This is a genomic window from Bordetella sp. BOR01 (genome assembly GCF_019218885.1).
GTDB lineage: Bacteria > Pseudomonadota > Gammaproteobacteria > Burkholderiales > Burkholderiaceae_B > Bordetella_A.
In genome coordinates this window covers 233,253-249,287 of record NZ_JAHUWT010000004.1, presented here as the reverse complement: position 1 = coordinate 249,287, position 16,035 = coordinate 233,253, and the positions used below count along the sequence as shown (strand labels likewise).

Annotated in this window: 19 protein-coding genes; 7 read left to right on the top strand and 12 right to left on the bottom strand. The window is 65.2% G+C overall.

Annotated features, from left to right (window positions below; genetic code table 11):
- Positions 1-25: 25 nt before the first annotated feature.
- The 4 genes from KW845_RS22905 to KW845_RS22890 form a co-directional block, all read right to left on the bottom strand.
- Positions 26-238, bottom strand: a complete 213-nt coding sequence (locus tag KW845_RS22905; RefSeq protein WP_012249539.1) for a hypothetical protein — start codon at positions 236-238, stop codon at positions 26-28.
- A gap of 181 nt (positions 239-419) precedes the next feature.
- Positions 420-644, bottom strand: a complete 225-nt coding sequence (locus KW845_RS22900; RefSeq protein WP_218371672.1) for a hypothetical protein — start codon at positions 642-644, stop codon at positions 420-422.
- A 65-nt stretch (positions 645-709) separates the two neighbouring features.
- A complete protein-coding gene (locus tag KW845_RS22895) occupies positions 710-1,456 on the bottom strand; it encodes a sulfite exporter TauE/SafE family protein (RefSeq protein ID WP_218371671.1) in 747 nt (248 codons plus the stop codon).
- 217 nt (positions 1,457-1,673) lie between these two features.
- The gene (locus KW845_RS22890) at positions 1,674-1,922 is read right to left on the bottom strand and encodes a hypothetical protein (RefSeq protein ID WP_218371670.1); all 249 of its coding nucleotides are present in this window, start codon (positions 1,920-1,922) and stop codon (positions 1,674-1,676) included.
- A gap of 90 nt (positions 1,923-2,012) precedes the next feature.
- On the opposite strand from KW845_RS22890, the gene KW845_RS22885 reads away from it, so the two are divergent.
- On the top strand, positions 2,013-2,399 hold the full coding sequence (locus KW845_RS22885; protein ID WP_218371669.1) for a VOC family protein: 387 nt from the start codon (positions 2,013-2,015) through the stop codon (positions 2,397-2,399).
- A gap of 38 nt (positions 2,400-2,437) precedes the next feature.
- On the top strand, positions 2,438-2,884 hold the full coding sequence (gene hpaR, locus KW845_RS22880; protein WP_218371668.1) for a homoprotocatechuate degradation operon regulator HpaR: 447 nt from the start codon (positions 2,438-2,440) through the stop codon (positions 2,882-2,884).
- 22 nt (positions 2,885-2,906) lie between these two features.
- Here the strand turns inward: hpaR and KW845_RS22875 are convergent, their stop codons facing one another.
- Genes KW845_RS22875 through hpaE form a run of 3 tightly spaced genes read right to left on the bottom strand, consistent with a single transcriptional unit; the run spans position 2,907 to position 6,074 of the window.
- Entirely contained in the window at positions 2,907-3,695 is a 789-nt protein-coding gene (locus tag KW845_RS22875) for an SDR family NAD(P)-dependent oxidoreductase (RefSeq protein ID WP_218371667.1), read from the bottom strand.
- Positions 3,692-4,558, bottom strand: a complete 867-nt coding sequence (gene hpaD, locus KW845_RS22870; RefSeq protein ID WP_218371666.1) for a 3,4-dihydroxyphenylacetate 2,3-dioxygenase — start codon at positions 4,556-4,558, stop codon at positions 3,692-3,694. The genes KW845_RS22875 and hpaD overlap by 4 nt, the downstream gene beginning before the upstream one ends.
- 49 nt (positions 4,559-4,607) lie before the next feature.
- On the bottom strand, positions 4,608-6,074 hold the full coding sequence (gene hpaE / locus KW845_RS22865) for a 5-carboxymethyl-2-hydroxymuconate semialdehyde dehydrogenase (protein WP_218371665.1): 1,467 nt from the start codon (positions 6,072-6,074) through the stop codon (positions 4,608-4,610).
- A 246-nt stretch (positions 6,075-6,320) separates the two neighbouring features.
- Here hpaE and KW845_RS22860 point away from each other — a divergent pair, with 246 nt between their 5' ends.
- A complete protein-coding gene (locus tag KW845_RS22860) occupies positions 6,321-7,976 on the top strand; it encodes an FAD-dependent oxidoreductase (RefSeq protein WP_218371664.1) in 1,656 nt (551 codons plus the stop codon).
- A gap of 51 nt (positions 7,977-8,027) precedes the next feature.
- On the opposite strand, the gene KW845_RS22855 is transcribed toward KW845_RS22860, so the two are convergent.
- Entirely contained in the window at positions 8,028-8,924 is an 897-nt protein-coding gene (locus KW845_RS22855; protein WP_218371663.1) for a LysR family transcriptional regulator, read from the bottom strand.
- A 119-nt stretch (positions 8,925-9,043) separates the two neighbouring features.
- Here KW845_RS22855 and KW845_RS22850 point away from each other — a divergent pair, with 119 nt between their 5' ends.
- On the top strand, positions 9,044-9,439 hold the full coding sequence (locus tag KW845_RS22850; protein WP_218371662.1) for a 5-carboxymethyl-2-hydroxymuconate Delta-isomerase: 396 nt from the start codon (positions 9,044-9,046) through the stop codon (positions 9,437-9,439).
- A gap of 46 nt (positions 9,440-9,485) precedes the next feature.
- Here the strand turns inward: KW845_RS22850 and KW845_RS22845 are convergent, their stop codons facing one another.
- Positions 9,486-10,454: a tripartite tricarboxylate transporter substrate binding protein gene (locus tag KW845_RS22845; RefSeq protein WP_218371661.1), complete on the bottom strand. Its 969-nt coding sequence runs from the start codon at positions 10,452-10,454 to the stop codon at positions 9,486-9,488.
- Positions 10,455-10,524: 70 nt separating this feature from the next.
- Here KW845_RS22845 and KW845_RS22840 point away from each other — a divergent pair, with 70 nt between their 5' ends.
- Positions 10,525-11,340, top strand: coding sequence for an IclR family transcriptional regulator (locus KW845_RS22840; protein ID WP_370628278.1), 816 nt, complete (start codon positions 10,525-10,527; stop codon positions 11,338-11,340).
- Here KW845_RS22840 and KW845_RS22835 read toward each other — a convergent pair.
- From KW845_RS22835 to KW845_RS22825, 3 genes are read right to left on the bottom strand one after another with little or no spacing between them, the layout of a single operon-like run.
- The gene (locus KW845_RS22835) at positions 11,337-11,939 is read right to left on the bottom strand and encodes a 3-phenylpropionate/cinnamic acid dioxygenase subunit beta (protein ID WP_218371660.1); all 603 of its coding nucleotides are present in this window, start codon (positions 11,937-11,939) and stop codon (positions 11,337-11,339) included. The two genes, KW845_RS22840 and KW845_RS22835, sit on opposite strands and share 4 nt — an antisense overlap.
- A 29-nt stretch (positions 11,940-11,968) precedes the next feature.
- Positions 11,969-13,321 carry an aromatic ring-hydroxylating dioxygenase subunit alpha gene (locus tag KW845_RS22830; protein WP_218371659.1) on the bottom strand — a complete coding sequence of 451 codons (1,353 nt, stop codon included), beginning with the start codon at positions 13,319-13,321 and terminating at the stop codon, positions 11,969-11,971.
- A gap of 59 nt (positions 13,322-13,380) precedes the next feature.
- Positions 13,381-14,376, bottom strand: a complete 996-nt coding sequence (locus KW845_RS22825) for a 2Fe-2S iron-sulfur cluster binding domain-containing protein (RefSeq protein WP_218371658.1) — start codon at positions 14,374-14,376, stop codon at positions 13,381-13,383.
- A 213-nt stretch (positions 14,377-14,589) separates the two neighbouring features.
- Here KW845_RS22825 and KW845_RS22820 point away from each other — a divergent pair, with 213 nt between their 5' ends.
- Entirely contained in the window at positions 14,590-15,285 is a 696-nt protein-coding gene (locus tag KW845_RS22820; protein ID WP_218371657.1) for a fumarylacetoacetate hydrolase family protein, read from the top strand.
- Positions 15,282-16,031, top strand: coding sequence for a fumarylacetoacetate hydrolase family protein (locus KW845_RS22815; RefSeq protein ID WP_218371656.1), 750 nt, complete (start codon positions 15,282-15,284; stop codon positions 16,029-16,031). The genes KW845_RS22820 and KW845_RS22815 overlap by 4 nt, the downstream gene beginning before the upstream one ends.
- Positions 16,032-16,035: the final 4 nt, after the last annotated feature.

The window sequence follows — 16,035 nt, the reverse complement described above, 5'->3', positions numbered from 1 at the left end:
TGCAAGGTTTCCGCCAGTGGCGTGGTCAGCGGAAGATGTTTTCCTCGACCCAGTTCTGGGCGAAGATTTCTGCGCGATCGCGTGCCTCGTGCAAAGAGGCGCAATCGCCCAGATAGGAAAAGGCGGCATCGACTTCGGTGCCTCCTTCGGCCGTTACCGTCAGCAGTACGCCGTATCCGCCGGTATCCATGGCCGCTGTGGATACGTCGATCAGTACTTCCTGGTCATGATGCTGCATGGCTTCCTCCCAGTCGGTTACTTGTACGCGTGAATCCACGCGTGGCGCTGGCGGGGTCCATTATCAGGTCCGCATGACAATTGGACCCGCAGGCGACACGCAAGTTCATCTTACCCGGAGCGCGGCCCGAACCGATACCCTGGCATCCCCTTAGCCAGTGCAGCGGGGCCTTGGTAAATTCCTAACCGAGATGAATGGCGCCGGGGGCTTCCATGCGCAGGGCCAGGTGCCCCTTGTCGGTCAGCACCAGCCGCTGCTGTTCGCTCTCGCGCACGCAGCGCAGGATCAGCAGGCTGTCGGCCACATGCGCGGGGACTTGGTCGCGCGGCACGCCGGCTGGGTCGCCGTCGGCGACGAACTGCAGCCAATGGGCGAGTTCGCCCTGTTGAATATTGATGCGCGCCATGGTGGGTCCACGATTGAAAAACCTATGGCTACGATAGCATGCGCCATGCCTGCCCCCGGGGCCGTTCAGCGCAGCAGCACGGGCAAAGACGAGGCCAGCAGTGCCAGGCCCGATACCGTCACCATGCCCAGCACAATTTTGCGAAACATTGCATCCGTAACCCCAAGGTAAGCGCGCGCGCCCAGCCAGCCCGGCACCAGCATGGCGGGAATGGCCACGGCCAGCGATGGCCACATGGCGCGCGTAATCACCCCGCTGGCCGCGTACGAGGCCAGGGTCGCCGCCAGCATGGCCAGATTGAAGTTCTGGATGACCGAGCGTTGCGCGTCTTTGTCGAAACCGCGCAAGGTGCACCACAGCGTAGGCAGCACGCCGGTGAAGCCACCCAGCCCGCCCATGATGCCGCCCAGCGCCCCTACCCCGGCATCAGCCAGGCGCCCGCCGGCGGTCACGCGCGGCAACCGGCCGGCCGCCAGCATGAAGGGGCACCATGTCGCCAGAAAGCCGCCTATCAGCGCCTTGAACAGCGCCGGATCCAATAGCGGCAATATCGCGACTCCCACGGGGATGCCCGCCAGGCCGCCAGCCACGAACGGCAGCAGGCGCCTTGCGTCGAAACCGCGCCGCACCGTGACGGCCGCCAGTATCTGCCCGGCCAGGCCGCAGGCCACCGCCAGCACGGCTGCCAGGCGCGGGTCCAACGTCCAGGCCCAGAACGACATGGCCACCATGCCAAACCCGAAGCCGGCCAGGCCTTGCACGAAGCCAGCTACGGCGGCCCCTGCAACAATCAGGACAAGCAGCGTATCCATGGGCGACAGTTCCTCGGGCTGTACAGTTACAGCCGCGGATCGTAACGCCTGAAACGATTTTCCGCTTGCATCGCCAAAAACGCGGGACTAAATTTAAAGCTGCCAGGCGTTCTGACACCCATGCGTGCGAAGCTTGGCAAGAGCGCCCCAGACTCGTCCCGAGATGGGGCGCTCTTCATTGTGCGGCCCCTGATGTGCCGCGCGCCCTGCCCGCCAGTCAGCTGCTATATAAGGGCTCGCCGGCAGCGCCGACCCGCTTGATGCTCTTGAGCACGGACACCGCGCGCTGCTGCGCTTCGGCCAGCTGGCTATAGGGTTCCCAGTCTGGCGCGTGCCATGCGCGCTCGGTATCCGGGCGGCCTTCTTTGTAGGACGCGACCACCAGCCGGTATTGGCCGCCGGCCGACTCAACCACGTCGCAATGAATGCGGTAGTCTCCGATACGCACGCCTTTTGCGATATTCATGAATAGCCACCGGTATGAAAAACCTGGTCATGTATTGACGGTATACGGTACGTGCGACAGCTTTATGACTTCCATTGCCCAAGGACACAAATGATCGATCACCTGGACCACCTGGTGCTGACCTGCACCGACCCGGACGCCACCGTCGATTTCTATACCCGCATCCTGGGCATGCGCCTGGAGACCTTCGGCCAAGGCCGCCAGGCGCTGCGCTTCGGCAACCAGAAGATCAACCTGCACGTGCGCGGCAGCGAATTCGAACCCAAGGCGCACTTGCCCGTGCCCGGCGCGCTCGACCTGTGCTTCATCGCCGATCGGCCGCTGGACCAGGTCATCGAACAACTGGGCGCGGCGGGCGCGCATATCATCGAGGGGCCGGTAGCACGCACTGGCGCCACCGGCAAGATCCGCTCGGTATACCTGCGCGATCCCGACTTGAACCTGATCGAAATATCGCAACTGCAGGCGCCGTCCTGAGCCGCGCCGCACGCCGGGTTCTTGGTAACATCGCGGACATGAACCGCCACTTCCATCATCGCAACCTGCCCCATTTGCTGCTGTATGCGCGCGAGGCGCTGATGGCGCACTTCCGGCCCATCCTGAACCAGGCCGGGGTTACCGAGCAACAGTGGCGCGTGCTGCGCACGCTCAGCGACCTGGAACCCATGGAACCCAACCAGATCGCCGCCAGTTGCCAGATATTGCGGCCCAGCCTGACACGCATGCTGCTGGGCATGGAACAGGCAGGCCTGATTCAACGGGAACGCTCCAGCGCCGACCAGCGTCGGCAAGATATCTCGCTGACGCCCAAGGGGCGCAAGCTCATCGAGCGCATGCGTCCGCTGGTGGACAGGCGCTACGAAAACCTGGAAAAAACCGTGGGCAAAGACCGGCTCGAGCGCCTGTACCGCGACATCGACGCGGCCATCGAACTGGTCAAGCGCGAACCGCCAGCGGTCTGAGGCCGCGCCGGCGGCCACGCCATCAGGGGCGCGGCGGTACCGGCCCGCCCTGGTGGGCAAAGCATCCGACGTCCAGCACGGTGCCGGAAATCGTGGCGGCCGCATCGGACAACAAGAACGCCGCAGCAGCCGCCATGTCTGCCGGCACCACGGGCCGGCCCGCCGCCGATCCCACCGCATTGCGGCCGAACCTCGACGCATCGGCGCCCATGCGGCCCAGGCTCATGCCCGACACGATGCCGCCGCCGCCCGGGATCAAGGTATTGACCCGGACATGCTGGTGGAAGTGGTCGTATGCCATGGCCGCCCCCAGCGCCACCAGGCCGCCCTTGCTGGCGCTGTAGGCTGCCATATTGGGCTTGCCCCAGCCGGCCCCGGAACCGACGTTGACGATGGCGCCGCCGCCCTGGCGGGCCATGTACGGGATGACCTGGCGTGCACACAAGTACACGCCCTTCAGGTTCACCGCCATGATGCGATCCCACAGCGCCTCATCGGTGTCCAGGATGGTGCCCAGCGGGCCGATGGCGGCATTGTTCACCAGGCCGTCGATGCGGCCATAGCGGTCCAGCGTATGGTCCACGACGCGCGCCACGTCTTCGGCGCGCGAAACGTCGGCCTCCAGCAAGTCGGCCTGTACGCCGGCCTGCTCGAGTTCGGCCCGCACCTGCCCGATGCCGTCGCGGGCCGTGCTGGACACCTGCGCCGATTCCAGGCCGAATGCCACGACCCGCCAGCCGGCGCGGGCCAGCCCCACGGTAAGGCCCGCCCCGATACCGAAGGTGCCACCGGTAACGATGACAGTCTTCATTGCGCGGCCCCTTGGCGCGGCAAGGGCAGGATCGCGTTGATCTGCCCCGTGCCGGAACTGGCGAAGTACTCGGTGACGATCTCGGCCGGCTGGTCGTAGGCATCCCAACCCAGCAGGCCCAGCAGCATGGCCGTGTCATGCATGCCGCCCTCGCCTTCGCACAAGTGCGCGTATTCGGGCAGCATCGCGCAGAAGGTCTTCCAATCGCCCTGGCGCCACAGGTCCACCACGCGCAGATCCACCTGGCGAAAGAACTCCCGGCTGATGCTGTGGATGGATTCCTCGGGGCTGCCATTGTCATTGAAACGGTGCGACAGCGACCCGCTGGCCAGCACCGCCACGTTGCTGTCGCTGCGCCCGATGGCCTCGAGCACGGCTTCGCCCAGCCGGCGGCTGTCTTCAAGCTTGTGCCAGGCGCACCAGCCGGCCATCGAGACCACCTTGAAATGGCCGTCCTGGTTCATGTAGCGCATGGGCACCAGCGTGCCGTATTCCAGTTCCAGGCTGTCGATCTCGTGGGCGCGCGTGGCCACGCCGCGCGCATTGGCGGACTCGGCGATCAGGTGGCCCAGCGACGGATTGCCCGGGTAGGCGTAGCGCATGTCCTTGATGAAATGCGGCAGTTCGTTGCTGGTGTACACCCCCGAGAATTGCCCATTGCAGTTCACGTGGTAGCCGGCATTGACCAGCCAGTGCACGTCGAATACCAGCAAGGTATCCACGCCCAGCTCGCGGCAGCGCCGGCCGATGATGCGATGCCCCTCGATGGCCGCCTCGCGGCAGCCCTGGTGCTTGCCGGGCAGTTCCGACAAATACATGGACGGCACATGCGTGACCTTGGCCGCCAACGACAGTTTTCCCATTTTCCTCTCCTGGCTCTTTGCGCCTTTATGCCTGGCGGCCCCAGCCCCGCTACACGCCCCACTTCGGGATGTGATGGCCGCCCATCGATACGCAGACGTTCTTCACTTCGGCGAAGACTTCGTAGCTGTATTCTCCCCCCTCGCGCCCGGTACCGGATTCTTTCATGCCGCCGAACGGCTGGCGCAGGTCGCGCACGTTCTGGCTGTTGACGAACACCATGCCGGCCTCGATGCCGCGCGCCAGGCGATGCGCGCGGCCCAGGTCGTTGGTCCAGATGTACGATGCCAGGCCGTACTTGATGTCGTTGGCCAGCGCCAGGCCGTCGGCCTCGTCCTTGAAGGGCAGCAGGCAGGCCACCGGCCCGAAAATCTCTTCCTGGGCGCAGCGCATGCGGTTGTCCACGTCGGCAAGCACGGTGGGACGCACGAAATTCCCCTGGCCCAGGTGTGCCGGCAGGCCCTGCGGCTTGTCCGGGCCGCCGGCCACGATGCGCGCACCCTCTTGCTCGGCCAGGCGGATGTAGCCGGTGACTTTCTCCCAGTGCTGGCGGGTGATCATCGAGCCGATGTTGGTCTTTTCGTCGGTGGGGTCGCCCACCACCAGGCGCTGCGCGCGCTCGGCGAACTTGCGCACGAAATCGTCGTAGACGCTTTCCTGCACGAAGATGCGCGACCCGGCGGTGCAGCGTTCGCCATTGAGCGAAAAAATGGTGAACAGGGCGGCATCCAGCGCGCGATCCAGGTCCGCGTCATCGAACACCAGCACGGGCGACTTGCCGCCCAGTTCCATCGAGAACTTCTTGATGCCATCGGCCCCGGCAATGATCTTCTTGCCCGTGACAGTTCCCCCGGTGAACGAAATGGCGCGCACATCGGGATGGCGCACCAGCGCATCGCCGGCGGTGGCGCCATACCCGTGCACCACGTTCAGCACCCCGGGGGGAATACCGGCCTCGAGGGCCAGCTGGCCCAGCTGGTCGGCGGTCAGCGGCGACAGTTCCGACATCTTCAGCACCGCGGTATTGCCCAGCGCCAGGCAAGGAGCGGTTTTCCAGGTGGCCGTCATGAACGGCACATTCCAGGGCGAGACCAGGGCGCACACGCCCACCGGCTGATACAGCGTGTAGTTCAGCATCTGGTCGTCCACCGGATACGTGTGCCCGTTCATGCGCACGCACACCTCGGCGAAGAAATTGAAGTTCTCGGATGCGCGCGGAATCAGCTGCTTGCGCGTCTGGGAAATAGGCAGGCCGGTATCCGCGGTTTCCAGTTCGGCCAGGTGCGGTACGTTCTTGTCGATCAGTTCACCCAGGCGCCGCATCAGGCGCGCGCGCTCGCGTGCCGGGGTGTTGGCCCAGCCGGGAAAAGCGCGCTTGGCGGCGGTCACGGCGGCATCGATTTCACGCGCGCCACCGGCCGCGACCTCGGCGATGGCCTCGCCGGTGGCGGGGTTGTAGGTGGTGAAGCGGTCGCCGCTGTCGACTTGCTTGCCGTCGATCCAATGCTTGATGGTCACGAATATTCTCCTTGCGCGTCTGTGCCTGTCGACGGGAATTCCCGTTGCCGTGAAAAAATAATTAACTAGTTAATGATCTATGGTTTGGGACAGGCTGTCAATGCGGCCGAACCCGCCTGCGCAGGTCATTCGATCCATGAACAAACACGATGAATGAATAAAAAACTTTCGATTTATTTATGACCCGGCCCGTGCTGCAATCTTCTTCCACAGCGCCCGCCCCGGCGCGCCACCAGGAGACATTGCATGACGACCCAGCCCACCCAGACCGACGTACTGATAGCCGGCGCCGGCCCGGTAGGCCTGGTGCTGGCCATGGAACTTGCCGCCCGCGGCATCGGCGTCACGGTCCTGGAACCGCGCCAGCGGCTGGAGCCGCCCAACGTCAAATGCAACCATGTGTCGGCGCGTTCGATGGAGATCCTGCGCCGCCTGGGTGTGGCCCATACAGTGCGGCAGGCGGGGCTGCCTGAAGACTATCCGCACGACATCGCCTACCGCACCACCGCCACCGGCCAGGAACTGGCGCGTATTCCCATTCCCTGCCGGCGCGACCGCTACACCGCTACCAAAGGCCCGGACACCGGCTGGCCCACGGCCGAGCCGCCCCATCGCATCAACCAGATCTACCTGGAACCTATCCTGTTCCTGCACGCCGAAGCGCAGCCGCGCATCCGCATCCTGAACCGCGTGGCGCTGCGCGGCTTCGAGCAGCACGAGCATGGCGTGCGGGCCGTGGCCGAACAGGTGGACACCGGCGAACAATTGGACTTCAGCTGTGCCTACCTGGCCGGCTGCGACGGCGGCCGCTCGATGGTGCGCAAACATATCGGTGCCCAATTGCGCGGCGACCCGGTAGTGCAGCGAGTGCAATCCACCTATATCCACGCCCCGGACCTGCTGGCGCGCTTCCAGCACACGCCCGCCTGGGCCACGTTCTCGCTCAACCCGCGCCGCAGCGGCAACATGTATGCCATCGACGGCCGGGAACGCTGGCTGATCCACAACTACCTGCGCGAAGACGAACCCGATTTCGAGTCGGTGGACCGCGACGCCGCCATACGCGCCATCCTGGGGGTGGATGCCGGCTTCCGCTACGACGTCATCAGCAAGGAAGACTGGTACGGCCGCCGCCTGGTGGCCGACCGCTTCCGCGACCGGCGCGTGTTCCTGTGCGGCGATGCGGCCCACCTGTGGGTGCCCTACGCAGGCTACGGCATGAACGCGGGCATCGCCGACGCGGCCAACCTGGCTTGGCTGCTGGCCGCGCGATTGCAGGGCTGGGGCGCCCCCGGCATCCTGGACGCCTATGAGGCCGAGCGCCTGCCCATTACCGAGCAGGTGTCGCACTTTGCCATGAACCATGCGCATGCTATGGCCAGCCAGCGCAAGAGCGTGCCGGACGGCATCGAACAAGCCGGCCCCCAGGGCGAGGCGCTGCGCACGGCGCTGGGCCGCGCCGCCTATGACCTGAACGTGCAGCAGTACTGTTGCGCCGGGCTGAACTTCGGTTATTTCTACGATCGTTCGCCGCTGATTGACTACGACGACGAGCCGGCGCCGGGTTATTCCATGGGTGCCTTCACGGCCGCCACCGTGCCCGGCTGCCGCACGCCGTACTTCGAACTGGAGGACGGCACGCCTCTTTACGATGCGCTGGGCCCGGGCTATACCTTGCTGCGCTTCGACCCCGCCATCGACGCCGGACCGCTGCAGCGCGCCGCCCAGGCCCGCGGCCTGCCGCTGGCCGTGCTGGATGTCGACCGCCGCGACCCGCGCGCCGCGGTGTACCGCCATGCATTGCTACTGTCGCGCCCCGACCAGCACGTTGCCTGGCGCGGTGATGCCCTGCCCGCCGATTCGAACGCCCTGGTGGCGCGGCTGTGCGGCGCCGCGCACTGAACTGCAAGACGACATTCCTGCAAGATGAGACTCGCGGCGCAGCCGCGCCATTCAGCGCGGCTGCGCCAGCATTTCATTGAAGATGCCGATCAGCGCCGTGGCGGCCGGCGACAGCGCGTGCGCCTTGCGTGTCACCAGATACAGGCTGCGCTCGACCGCCGGCTCGTGCAGCGGCCGGGTCAACAGATTGGGATACTGGAACCCGCTGACCAGGTACCCCGGCAGCACCGACACGCCCAGGCCGCGCGCGGTCAAGGCCAGTGCAGTCGACAGGAAGGACACTTCCCAGGCGGGATGGAAATCGATACCGGTCTGCGACATGGCGCTGTCGATCAGCGTGCGTATGCCGTTGCCGTGCCGTACGGTAATCAGCGGAAACTCTCTCAGGTCGCGCCAGCGCAGGCGCTTGCGGATGGCCAGCGGCGAATCGTCGCGGCACACCACGCCAAGCTGGTCGCGCAGCAGCGGCGTCAGCGTAATGCCCGGGGCGCGCGCATCGGGCGTGCCGATACTGAATTCCACATCCTGCTCGAGCACCGGCGCGATCAGCCTGTCGGGGCTCATGTCGTGCATCACCAGGCGGATATCGGGATAGCGCTGTTGAAACTGTTCGATCACCACCGGCATCAGCGTAGCTGCCACCGAAGTGGTCACCGCGAAATGCAGCAGCCCGCGCCGGCGGTCGGCCAGCCCGCGGGCGTTGCCAACCAGCTGATCGACATCGCGCAAGACGCGCTGCGCCATGGCGTAGGCTTCATGGGCGGCATCCGTGGGGCGCAGCGTGCGAGAGGTCCGGTCGAACAAGCGCACGCCCAGCGCCTCTTCCAGCTGCTGCAACAGCACGCTGGCGGCCGACTGCGTCACATGCATGGCTTGCGCGGCCTGGGTCAGGCTGCCCAATCGATAGACGTGGGCAAAGGCCTGCAATTGGCGCAGGGTGGGTGTCATGGCCGGTGCGCCGGCCGGCCGACACGCCAATACAAGACAATCTGCGCGGGCTTTTTCATTGTGGGGCATGGCGGATTTGACTATCATTAACATGATAATCAAATTGCTCGGAGACCGCCATGCCCCATATCTGGATCGAGTATTCCAATAACCTGCGTCCGCGCCTGGACGTGCCCCAGCTGATGCGCACCGTGCAGGACAGCGCCATCGACGACGGCAGCGTGTTCCCCCTGGCCGGCGCGCGCACGCGCGCCATTGCCATTGAAGACTACCTGATCGTCGATGGCCATCCGGACAACACCTTCATCCATGTCACCATCAAGATCGGTCATGGCCGTGACGCCGCTGAAAAACAGCGCGCGGCCGAACGGGTGTTCGCCGCGCTGCGCGCCTACACGGCGCCGCTGATGGCGCTATTACCGCTAGGCCTGAGCCTGCAACTGGAAGAGGCCGACCCGGTACTGAACCTGAAGCACAACAACTACCGCCAATACCTGCAGGCACGCCAGGCCTGAAGCACGGCGCCGCGGCCCGCTGGTGCCGCGGCCTTGTGCCGCCGGCTTATTCGAGCTGGATGCCGGCGTCGCGCGCCACTTTGGTCCAACGTTCGATATCGGTGGAAATGGCCCGGCCCAGCACTTCGCCGTCGGCCGAACCCGTATCCATGCCCAACTGTTGGTAGCGCTCTTTGATCTCGGGTTGTTTCAGGATATCGGCCAATGCGGCATTGAGGGTGCGCACCACTTCAGGCGGCGTGCCCGCCGGCGCCACCAGCGCGCTCCAGATCGGCACGTCGTAGCCGGCCAGCCCCGATTCGGCCACTGTGGGCACATCGGGCAGCACCGGAGAGCGTTCGATGGTGGTCACGGCCAGCGCGTGCAAGCGCCCCGCATTCACCGACGGGATCACCGCGGCGCTGTCCAGGAAGGCCAGGTCGATCTGCCCGCCGGTCAGGTCCACCACCACCGGCCCCGAGCCCCGGTAAGGCACATGGGTGAAGTCCACACCCGCCATCGTCGCCATCAACTCCGCCGCCAACTGGAACGTCGACGTTGCCACGCCATGCGTCAGCGGCATTTTCTGCGACTTCTGCAGCGCGATCAGCTCGGCCACCGACTTCACGTCCTTCAGCTTGGGGCCGGTGGTGATCACCAGCGGGAACTTCGCCAGCAGTGCGATCGGCGTGAAGTCTTTTACCGGGTCGTACGTCAGCCGTCCGGGCTTGTACACCGCCGGGTTCACCGTCAGGCCGCCACTGGATATCACCAGCAGCGTGTAGCCGTCATTGGGCGCAGCCTTCACGTAGTTGGCCGAGATCATCGAGTTGGCGCCGGGCTTGTTCTCGACGATGAAAGGCTGGCCCAGGCGCTTTTCCAGTTCCGAAGACACCAGGCGCGCCAGGATGTCGTTGGTGCCGCCCGGCGCGAAGCCGACCACCACATTGACGGGCTTGTCCGGGTAGGCCGCCGCGGGCAGCGCATGGGTAACGGCCGCCAGGCAGCAGGCCGCAATCAAGTGGGGAAGTCTCATGATGTCTCCTGGAATGCGTTGTGATTAACTTGTTAACTTATTTATGAGATTTAAGTCCATACAATGGACTATGATCAATCTATCGAAAACCCTTACCCAGCCCATTGCCATATCGTCCATGGAAAAAATTCCCGAAGGCGTGCGCGCCGTCGATCGCGCCCTGGCCATCCTGCAAGCCTTTACCCCCGAAGATTTCCAGCTCTCTGCCATCGAACTCGCCCAGCGCGTCGACCTGAGCCGCCCCACGCTGTACCGCCTGCTGTACACGCTGGAAAACCAGGGTTTCATCGTGTCCGAGGGCGATCCCCAGCGCTTCAGCCTGGGCCCCGCGGTGGGCCGCCTGGCGCACATCTGGACGGCCGGCCTGGACCTGCCCCGCCTGGCGCAGCCCGTGCTGCAGCGAGTCTGGGAACAAACCCGCGAAACCGTGGCCTTGTTCATCCCCCAGGGCGAACTGCGGCTTTGCGTGGCCGAACTACCCTGCCCCCAGCCGCTGAGCTTCAAGCGCGGCGTGGGCTACAGTGAAAAAATCGAACGCGGCGCCAGCGGACGCGCCATCCTGGCCTTCTCCGGGCCATCCGGGGCGCAGCTCGCGCGCTACAGCCAGAACCTGGACATCGAGCCCGCCCGCCTGCAGCGCGACCTGGCGCAAGTGCGCAAGAAGGGCTATGCCGAAAGCCACGACGAACTGATCCGGGGCGCTACCGCCGTGGCCGCGCCGTTCTTCGACCAGGCCGGTATGGTGGCCGGCTCGATCGGCGTATTCGGCCCGGCGGTGCGGCTGGACAAGGACCGCGTGGCGTCATTGGCCGCCCTGGTCACCCAGGCATCGGCCGAGCTGTCCGCCCTGCTGGGCCATGCGGGCAAGGCGCCCGGCGCGGCTTAGAAGAACACGGTAAGGTTCTTGGCCAGCAGCACGTTCTGGTCCAGGATGATCTCGCGGCGGGCCAGCTGCCAGGGCCCGCCCGCCTGGCGGCGCAGCGTGTCGTTGCGCTTGCCCACGAAGAAGTGGGTCTCGTACTCGACGCGGTTCTGGTACACCAGAAAGCGCGATCCCACATCGACCTCGCAACCGCCATCGGGCAAGTCGCGTACTGCGTGCACGCGCACATTGCTTACCGTATGGCAGACGCGCGACAGCGGCTCTTCGGCCCAGTGCACGCCCGTCTGGATCTGTTCGACGCGCTTGCGCAAGGTCCACTTGTCTTCGTCGAACCAACTGATGTCGCGGCCCTGCCGCGTGTTCTCGCGCTCGTCATGGGTGCCGAACTTGACGTTGCGGCGGATCGGCATGAAATAGCTGAGATCGTCGGCCAGCGTGGCCAGCCAATCGTCGAAACGCCGCGTATCGATCAGGTCGGCTTCGCGATAAAGAAATTCTTCGACCTCCAGCCGCAGCAGCAAGCGCTGCATGGCGGCCGGCTCGTGGCGGGTGGCGTCGCCGTGCGCCTGGCGCGCCGGCACGGGGGAAACCTGGGTGTTCATCACATGCTCCTGGAATGGCTGCCGGCGGCTCAACCCTGCGTGGGCTGGTACATGGGATCGTTCTTGCCCAGCAAGTCGTCCCAATCCTTGCCCTCCATGTAGTCGCGCCAGCGGTTGTACAAAGCACGCGGGTTCTCTTCGCCCACTTGCAGGCAGACATTGCCCGGCACCGGATCGTTGACGGCCGACTTGCCCAGCGATTGCTGGTAGTTGTACGGGTAGCGCCGCGCGATGGTGCCGCGGCTCGCGGCCGTGGCGTAATTCCAGTTTTCCATGTCGTCCTGTTCGGTCATGCCGGCCGGGCCCGAATAGCGCATGTAGTAGTGGCGCAGGAAATCCTTCACCGCCGGCGGCGCATCCTTGTCCACCAGGAAGAAGCGCCAGACCTCGACGCTGTCGGGCCCGTGCGGGTGCCATACAAAGATCGAGCGCGGCTGGTTGCCGTGAAACGAGGTGTTCGGAAAAATCGTGCCCACGAACGGGCGCAGGCGCGACTTGTCGCCCAGGCGCTTGCGCCGTTCTTCGAAGCACTGGCGGAAGTAAGCCTCGACCTCGGGGTTGTCCTTGAATGACTCCACGTATTCCTGTCCCTCGGGCATGATGGCGCTATGCACGCCGTGGCCCTGCGGGAAGTTGATCCACAAGTGCTTGGCGTGTTCCAGCTCGTTGTCGCGCCGGCCCTTGACATCGGCCTTGGCGCTGGGCCCGATGCCGATCAGGTCCACCGATTTATGGCTGACGTTGTGGTATGTGTCGCCCATGAAATTCTCGGCCGGGAATTTCCAGTTGCACGGGATGATCCACTTGGTGATGCCGCCAAAAACTTCCGAGCCCCCCTCGCGGCCATCGCGGCAATCCAGCGCCAGGTCCAGGTGCTCTTTGGCATCGCCCAGGTAGGCCAGGAAATCAGGCGCTTCCGGATCCCAGTTGGCCCAGATGGTGCCCTTGTAATTGCACAGTTTGGGCGGCTCGATCAGGCCCCAGTCGGCCTTTTCCATGCAACCTTCGTAAATGGTCTTGTACATGGGCACGCCCTGCAGCTTGCCGTCGAGCGTGTAGCTCCAGGCATGGTAGGGGCAGGTAAACAGCGACGTATTGCCTTCGTCGTACAGACAGACCTTCATGCCACGGTGGCGGCACGAATTCAGGAACACGTGGATCTGCTGCTTTTTGTCACGGCACAGAATCACCGATTCCTCGCCCATGCGCGAGGCGAAATAGTCGCCAGGATTGGGAATCTGGCTTTCATGGCCGACAAACTGCCACACCCGGGGAAACAGTTTTTCCAATTCGTCGCGATACACGCCTTCCTGGAAGAACATGTCCCGGCTGACCAAGCCCTTTTTCAGGTCCACATAGTGTTCGTAAGTCTTGCCGCTCATTCAGGCCTCCATTGAAATCAACAAGAAGCACGCACCTGGCGGTACGCGCCATATCTGGTTCAACTGAATCTTTCGCACAGCACGTCGGTCCCCGCCGCGCCGGCCTTGACCACCGATTGCCGCACCGCTTCCACCATGGCGGGCGGACCGCAGACGTAGGCGCGCGTATCGGCGGCAAGCGCCATGGCCTCGATCAGGTCGGTGACGCGGCCGGCATGGCAGCCGGCCGGCGCGTCGTGCTCGGCGGCCCAGTGCACCTGGGCGCCGGGAATGCGCGCCGCCAGCTCGGCCAGTTTGTCGCGGGCAAACAAGTGGGCGCCGCTGCGTGCGCCGACCACGATGTGCAGGGGCGCCTCTGGCGCGGGCGAGTCCGCCAGCACCTGCAGCATCGACATGATGGGTGCCAGGCCCGTGCCGCCGGCCACGAACAGGCGCGGACGTGCTTCGTCACGCAGGAAGAACGCGCCGCGCGGCGCTCCCACGCTGATCTCCTGTCCGATGTCCACCTGGCCCAGCCAGCCTGAAAAGCGCCCGTTATCCAGTTCGCGCACATAGAAACTCAGGCAGTCGGCGCCCGGTGCATTGGCCATGGAAAAGGCGCGCGTCCAATCGGCCTGCGGCGGCCCCAGGTGCACATACTGCCCCGGCAGGAAATCGGGGGCCTGCTCCAGCGTCACGTCCAGCCGCAATGTCTGCGCCGCCACGCGCTGCACCCCGGCAATACAGCCCCGCGCGGGCGCCGCCTGGGCCGCCATGCATTCGGAGAACTCGTACGGAAACTCGATCACGCAGGGGCCATCCAGCGAACTCACGCACGGCAGGATCGCGCCGCTGGCGCGGTCTTCGTCCACCAGCGTGTATCGGTCGTACTCGCCCAGGCTGACCGACCCGGACAGCAGCGAGGCCATGCAGGTGCCGCAGTTGCCTTCGCCGCAATCGGCCAGCAAGTGATAGCCGGCCTGCTCGGCGGCCGGCACCAGCCCGGCGCCCGGCTCGGCATCGAAGCGGCGCGACTCGCCGTCGGAAAAAATCAAGGTGATGGCGTGGCGGTGCATGGGAAATCTCTCGTCAATGGCAGCATGTCCGTCTGATGGACTGAATTCTCATTTTTTATTCTTCGCCCTTTGCACGATGCTTGTCAAGCCCGGGGTGCCACTTGCCAGCACGCGGCAGTTTCCGGATAATAGATAACATGTTAATAATATGCAGGGACTAGCCTGCAGGTACCACGGCCGACGCGACAGCACGCATCGCCCCAAGGAGACCCCATGACCCGTTCGTTTTCTTATGCGGCGCTTTGCCAGCCCCCCACGGGCGAGCAGCCGCGCACCGTGGCCGGCGTGCTGCTCAACGACGCCGATGCGCTGGCCGCCTTGGGCGACGCCGTCAATCAGGCCCCGTACAAAGCGCCGCCGCGCGCGCCCGTGCTGTACATCAAGCCAGCCAACACCTATGCCGCCGATGGCGACGATATCGCCCTGCCCCCCGACGCCGGCACCGTCGTCGTGGGTGCCTGCCTGGGCATCGTGTTCGGCCGCACTGCCAGCCGCGTGGATGCCGACCATGCGCTCGACTACGTGCAGGGCTATCGCATCGTGGCCGATCTGTACGTGCCCCATGCCAGCTATTACCGGCCTGCCATCAAGCAGAAATGCCGCGACGGGTTCTGCCCCATGGGGCCGGTCGTGCCGCGCAGCCAGGTGGCCAACCCCGACGACCTGGATATCCAGGTGTCCGTCGACGGCCGGGTGGTGCAACATGCATCTACCCGCAACTGGGTAAGGCCCGCCGCCCGCCTGATCGCCGATGTCACCCGTTTCATGACCCTGCAGGCGGGCGACGTGCTGCTGGCCGGTATACCCGCGGGCGAGCCGCAGGCGCGCGCGGGCCAGCAATATGAAATCACCATCGGCAAGCTGGGCCGCCTGGCCAATCGCCTGGTCGCCGCGCAGGAGCTCCAGTGAAACACGCCCGCATCCGCTACCAAGGCAATATCCACCTGGCTACCGAGCATGGCGGCACCGGGCTGCGCCTGGCCGACGGCCGCACCGTGGCGCAAGACCAGGTCGAATGGTTGCCGCCCATCGAGCCGCGCACCACCTTCACGCTGGCCATCAACTACGCCGACCATGCCAAGGAACTGGCCTTCAAGGCCCCCGAAGAACCGCTGGGCTTCCTGAAGGCGGCCAATGCTTTCGTCGGCCATCGCGCGCAGACTCATCGGCCCGCCGATGTGGCCATGATGCATTACGAGTGCGAACTTGCCGTGGTAATCGGCAAGTCCGGCCGCAACATCCCTCGCGCGCATGCCTACGAACACGTGGCCGGCTACACGGTGGCCAACGACTATGCGCTGCGCGACTACCTGGAAAACTGGTACCGCCCCAACCTGCGCGTCAAAAGCCGCGACACATGCACGCCCCTGGGCCCCTGGCTGGTGGATCGCGACGACATTCCCGACCCCATGAACCTGATGCTGCGCACCACGGTGAACGGCCGGGAAACCCAGCGCGGCAACACGCGCGACATGGTCTTCGACGTGCCCGCGCTGATCGCGTACTTCAGCAGCTTCATGACGCTGTCGCCTGGCGACCTGATCCTGACCGGCACGCCCGATGGCATCGTCAACGTCCTGCCCGGCGACGAAGTCGTCACCGAGATCGAGGGCGTGGGCCGGCTGGTCAATACCCTGGTGGCCGAACCCGCCTGATCCC

Coding starts and splice junctions, on each gene's coding strand:
- KW845_RS22905 (WP_012249539.1), bottom strand. CDS start 238: ATGCAGCATCATGACCAGGAAGTACTGATCGACGTATCCACAGCGGCC.
- KW845_RS22900 (WP_218371672.1), bottom strand. CDS start 644: ATGGCGCGCATCAATATTCAACAGGGCGAACTCGCCCATTGGCTGCAG.
- KW845_RS22895 (WP_218371671.1), bottom strand. CDS start 1,456: ATGGATACGCTGCTTGTCCTGATTGTTGCAGGGGCCGCCGTAGCTGGC.
- KW845_RS22890 (WP_218371670.1), bottom strand. CDS start 1,922: ATGAATATCGCAAAAGGCGTGCGTATCGGAGACTACCGCATTCATTGC.
- KW845_RS22885 (WP_218371669.1), top strand. CDS start 2,013: ATGATCGATCACCTGGACCACCTGGTGCTGACCTGCACCGACCCGGAC.
- hpaR (WP_218371668.1), top strand. CDS start 2,438: ATGAACCGCCACTTCCATCATCGCAACCTGCCCCATTTGCTGCTGTAT.
- KW845_RS22875 (WP_218371667.1), bottom strand. CDS start 3,695: ATGAAGACTGTCATCGTTACCGGTGGCACCTTCGGTATCGGGGCGGGC.
- hpaD (WP_218371666.1), bottom strand. CDS start 4,558: ATGGGAAAACTGTCGTTGGCGGCCAAGGTCACGCATGTGCCGTCCATG.
- KW845_RS22860 (WP_218371664.1), top strand. CDS start 6,321: ATGACGACCCAGCCCACCCAGACCGACGTACTGATAGCCGGCGCCGGC.
- KW845_RS22855 (WP_218371663.1), bottom strand. CDS start 8,924: ATGACACCCACCCTGCGCCAATTGCAGGCCTTTGCCCACGTCTATCGA.
- KW845_RS22850 (WP_218371662.1), top strand. CDS start 9,044: ATGCCCCATATCTGGATCGAGTATTCCAATAACCTGCGTCCGCGCCTG.
- KW845_RS22845 (WP_218371661.1), bottom strand. CDS start 10,454: ATGAGACTTCCCCACTTGATTGCGGCCTGCTGCCTGGCGGCCGTTACC.
- KW845_RS22840 (WP_370628278.1), top strand. CDS start 10,525: ATGATCAATCTATCGAAAACCCTTACCCAGCCCATTGCCATATCGTCC.
- KW845_RS22835 (WP_218371660.1), bottom strand. CDS start 11,939: ATGAACACCCAGGTTTCCCCCGTGCCGGCGCGCCAGGCGCACGGCGAC.
- KW845_RS22830 (WP_218371659.1), bottom strand. CDS start 13,321: ATGAGCGGCAAGACTTACGAACACTATGTGGACCTGAAAAAGGGCTTG.
- KW845_RS22825 (WP_218371658.1), bottom strand. CDS start 14,376: ATGCACCGCCACGCCATCACCTTGATTTTTTCCGACGGCGAGTCGCGC.
- KW845_RS22820 (WP_218371657.1), top strand. CDS start 14,590: ATGACCCGTTCGTTTTCTTATGCGGCGCTTTGCCAGCCCCCCACGGGC.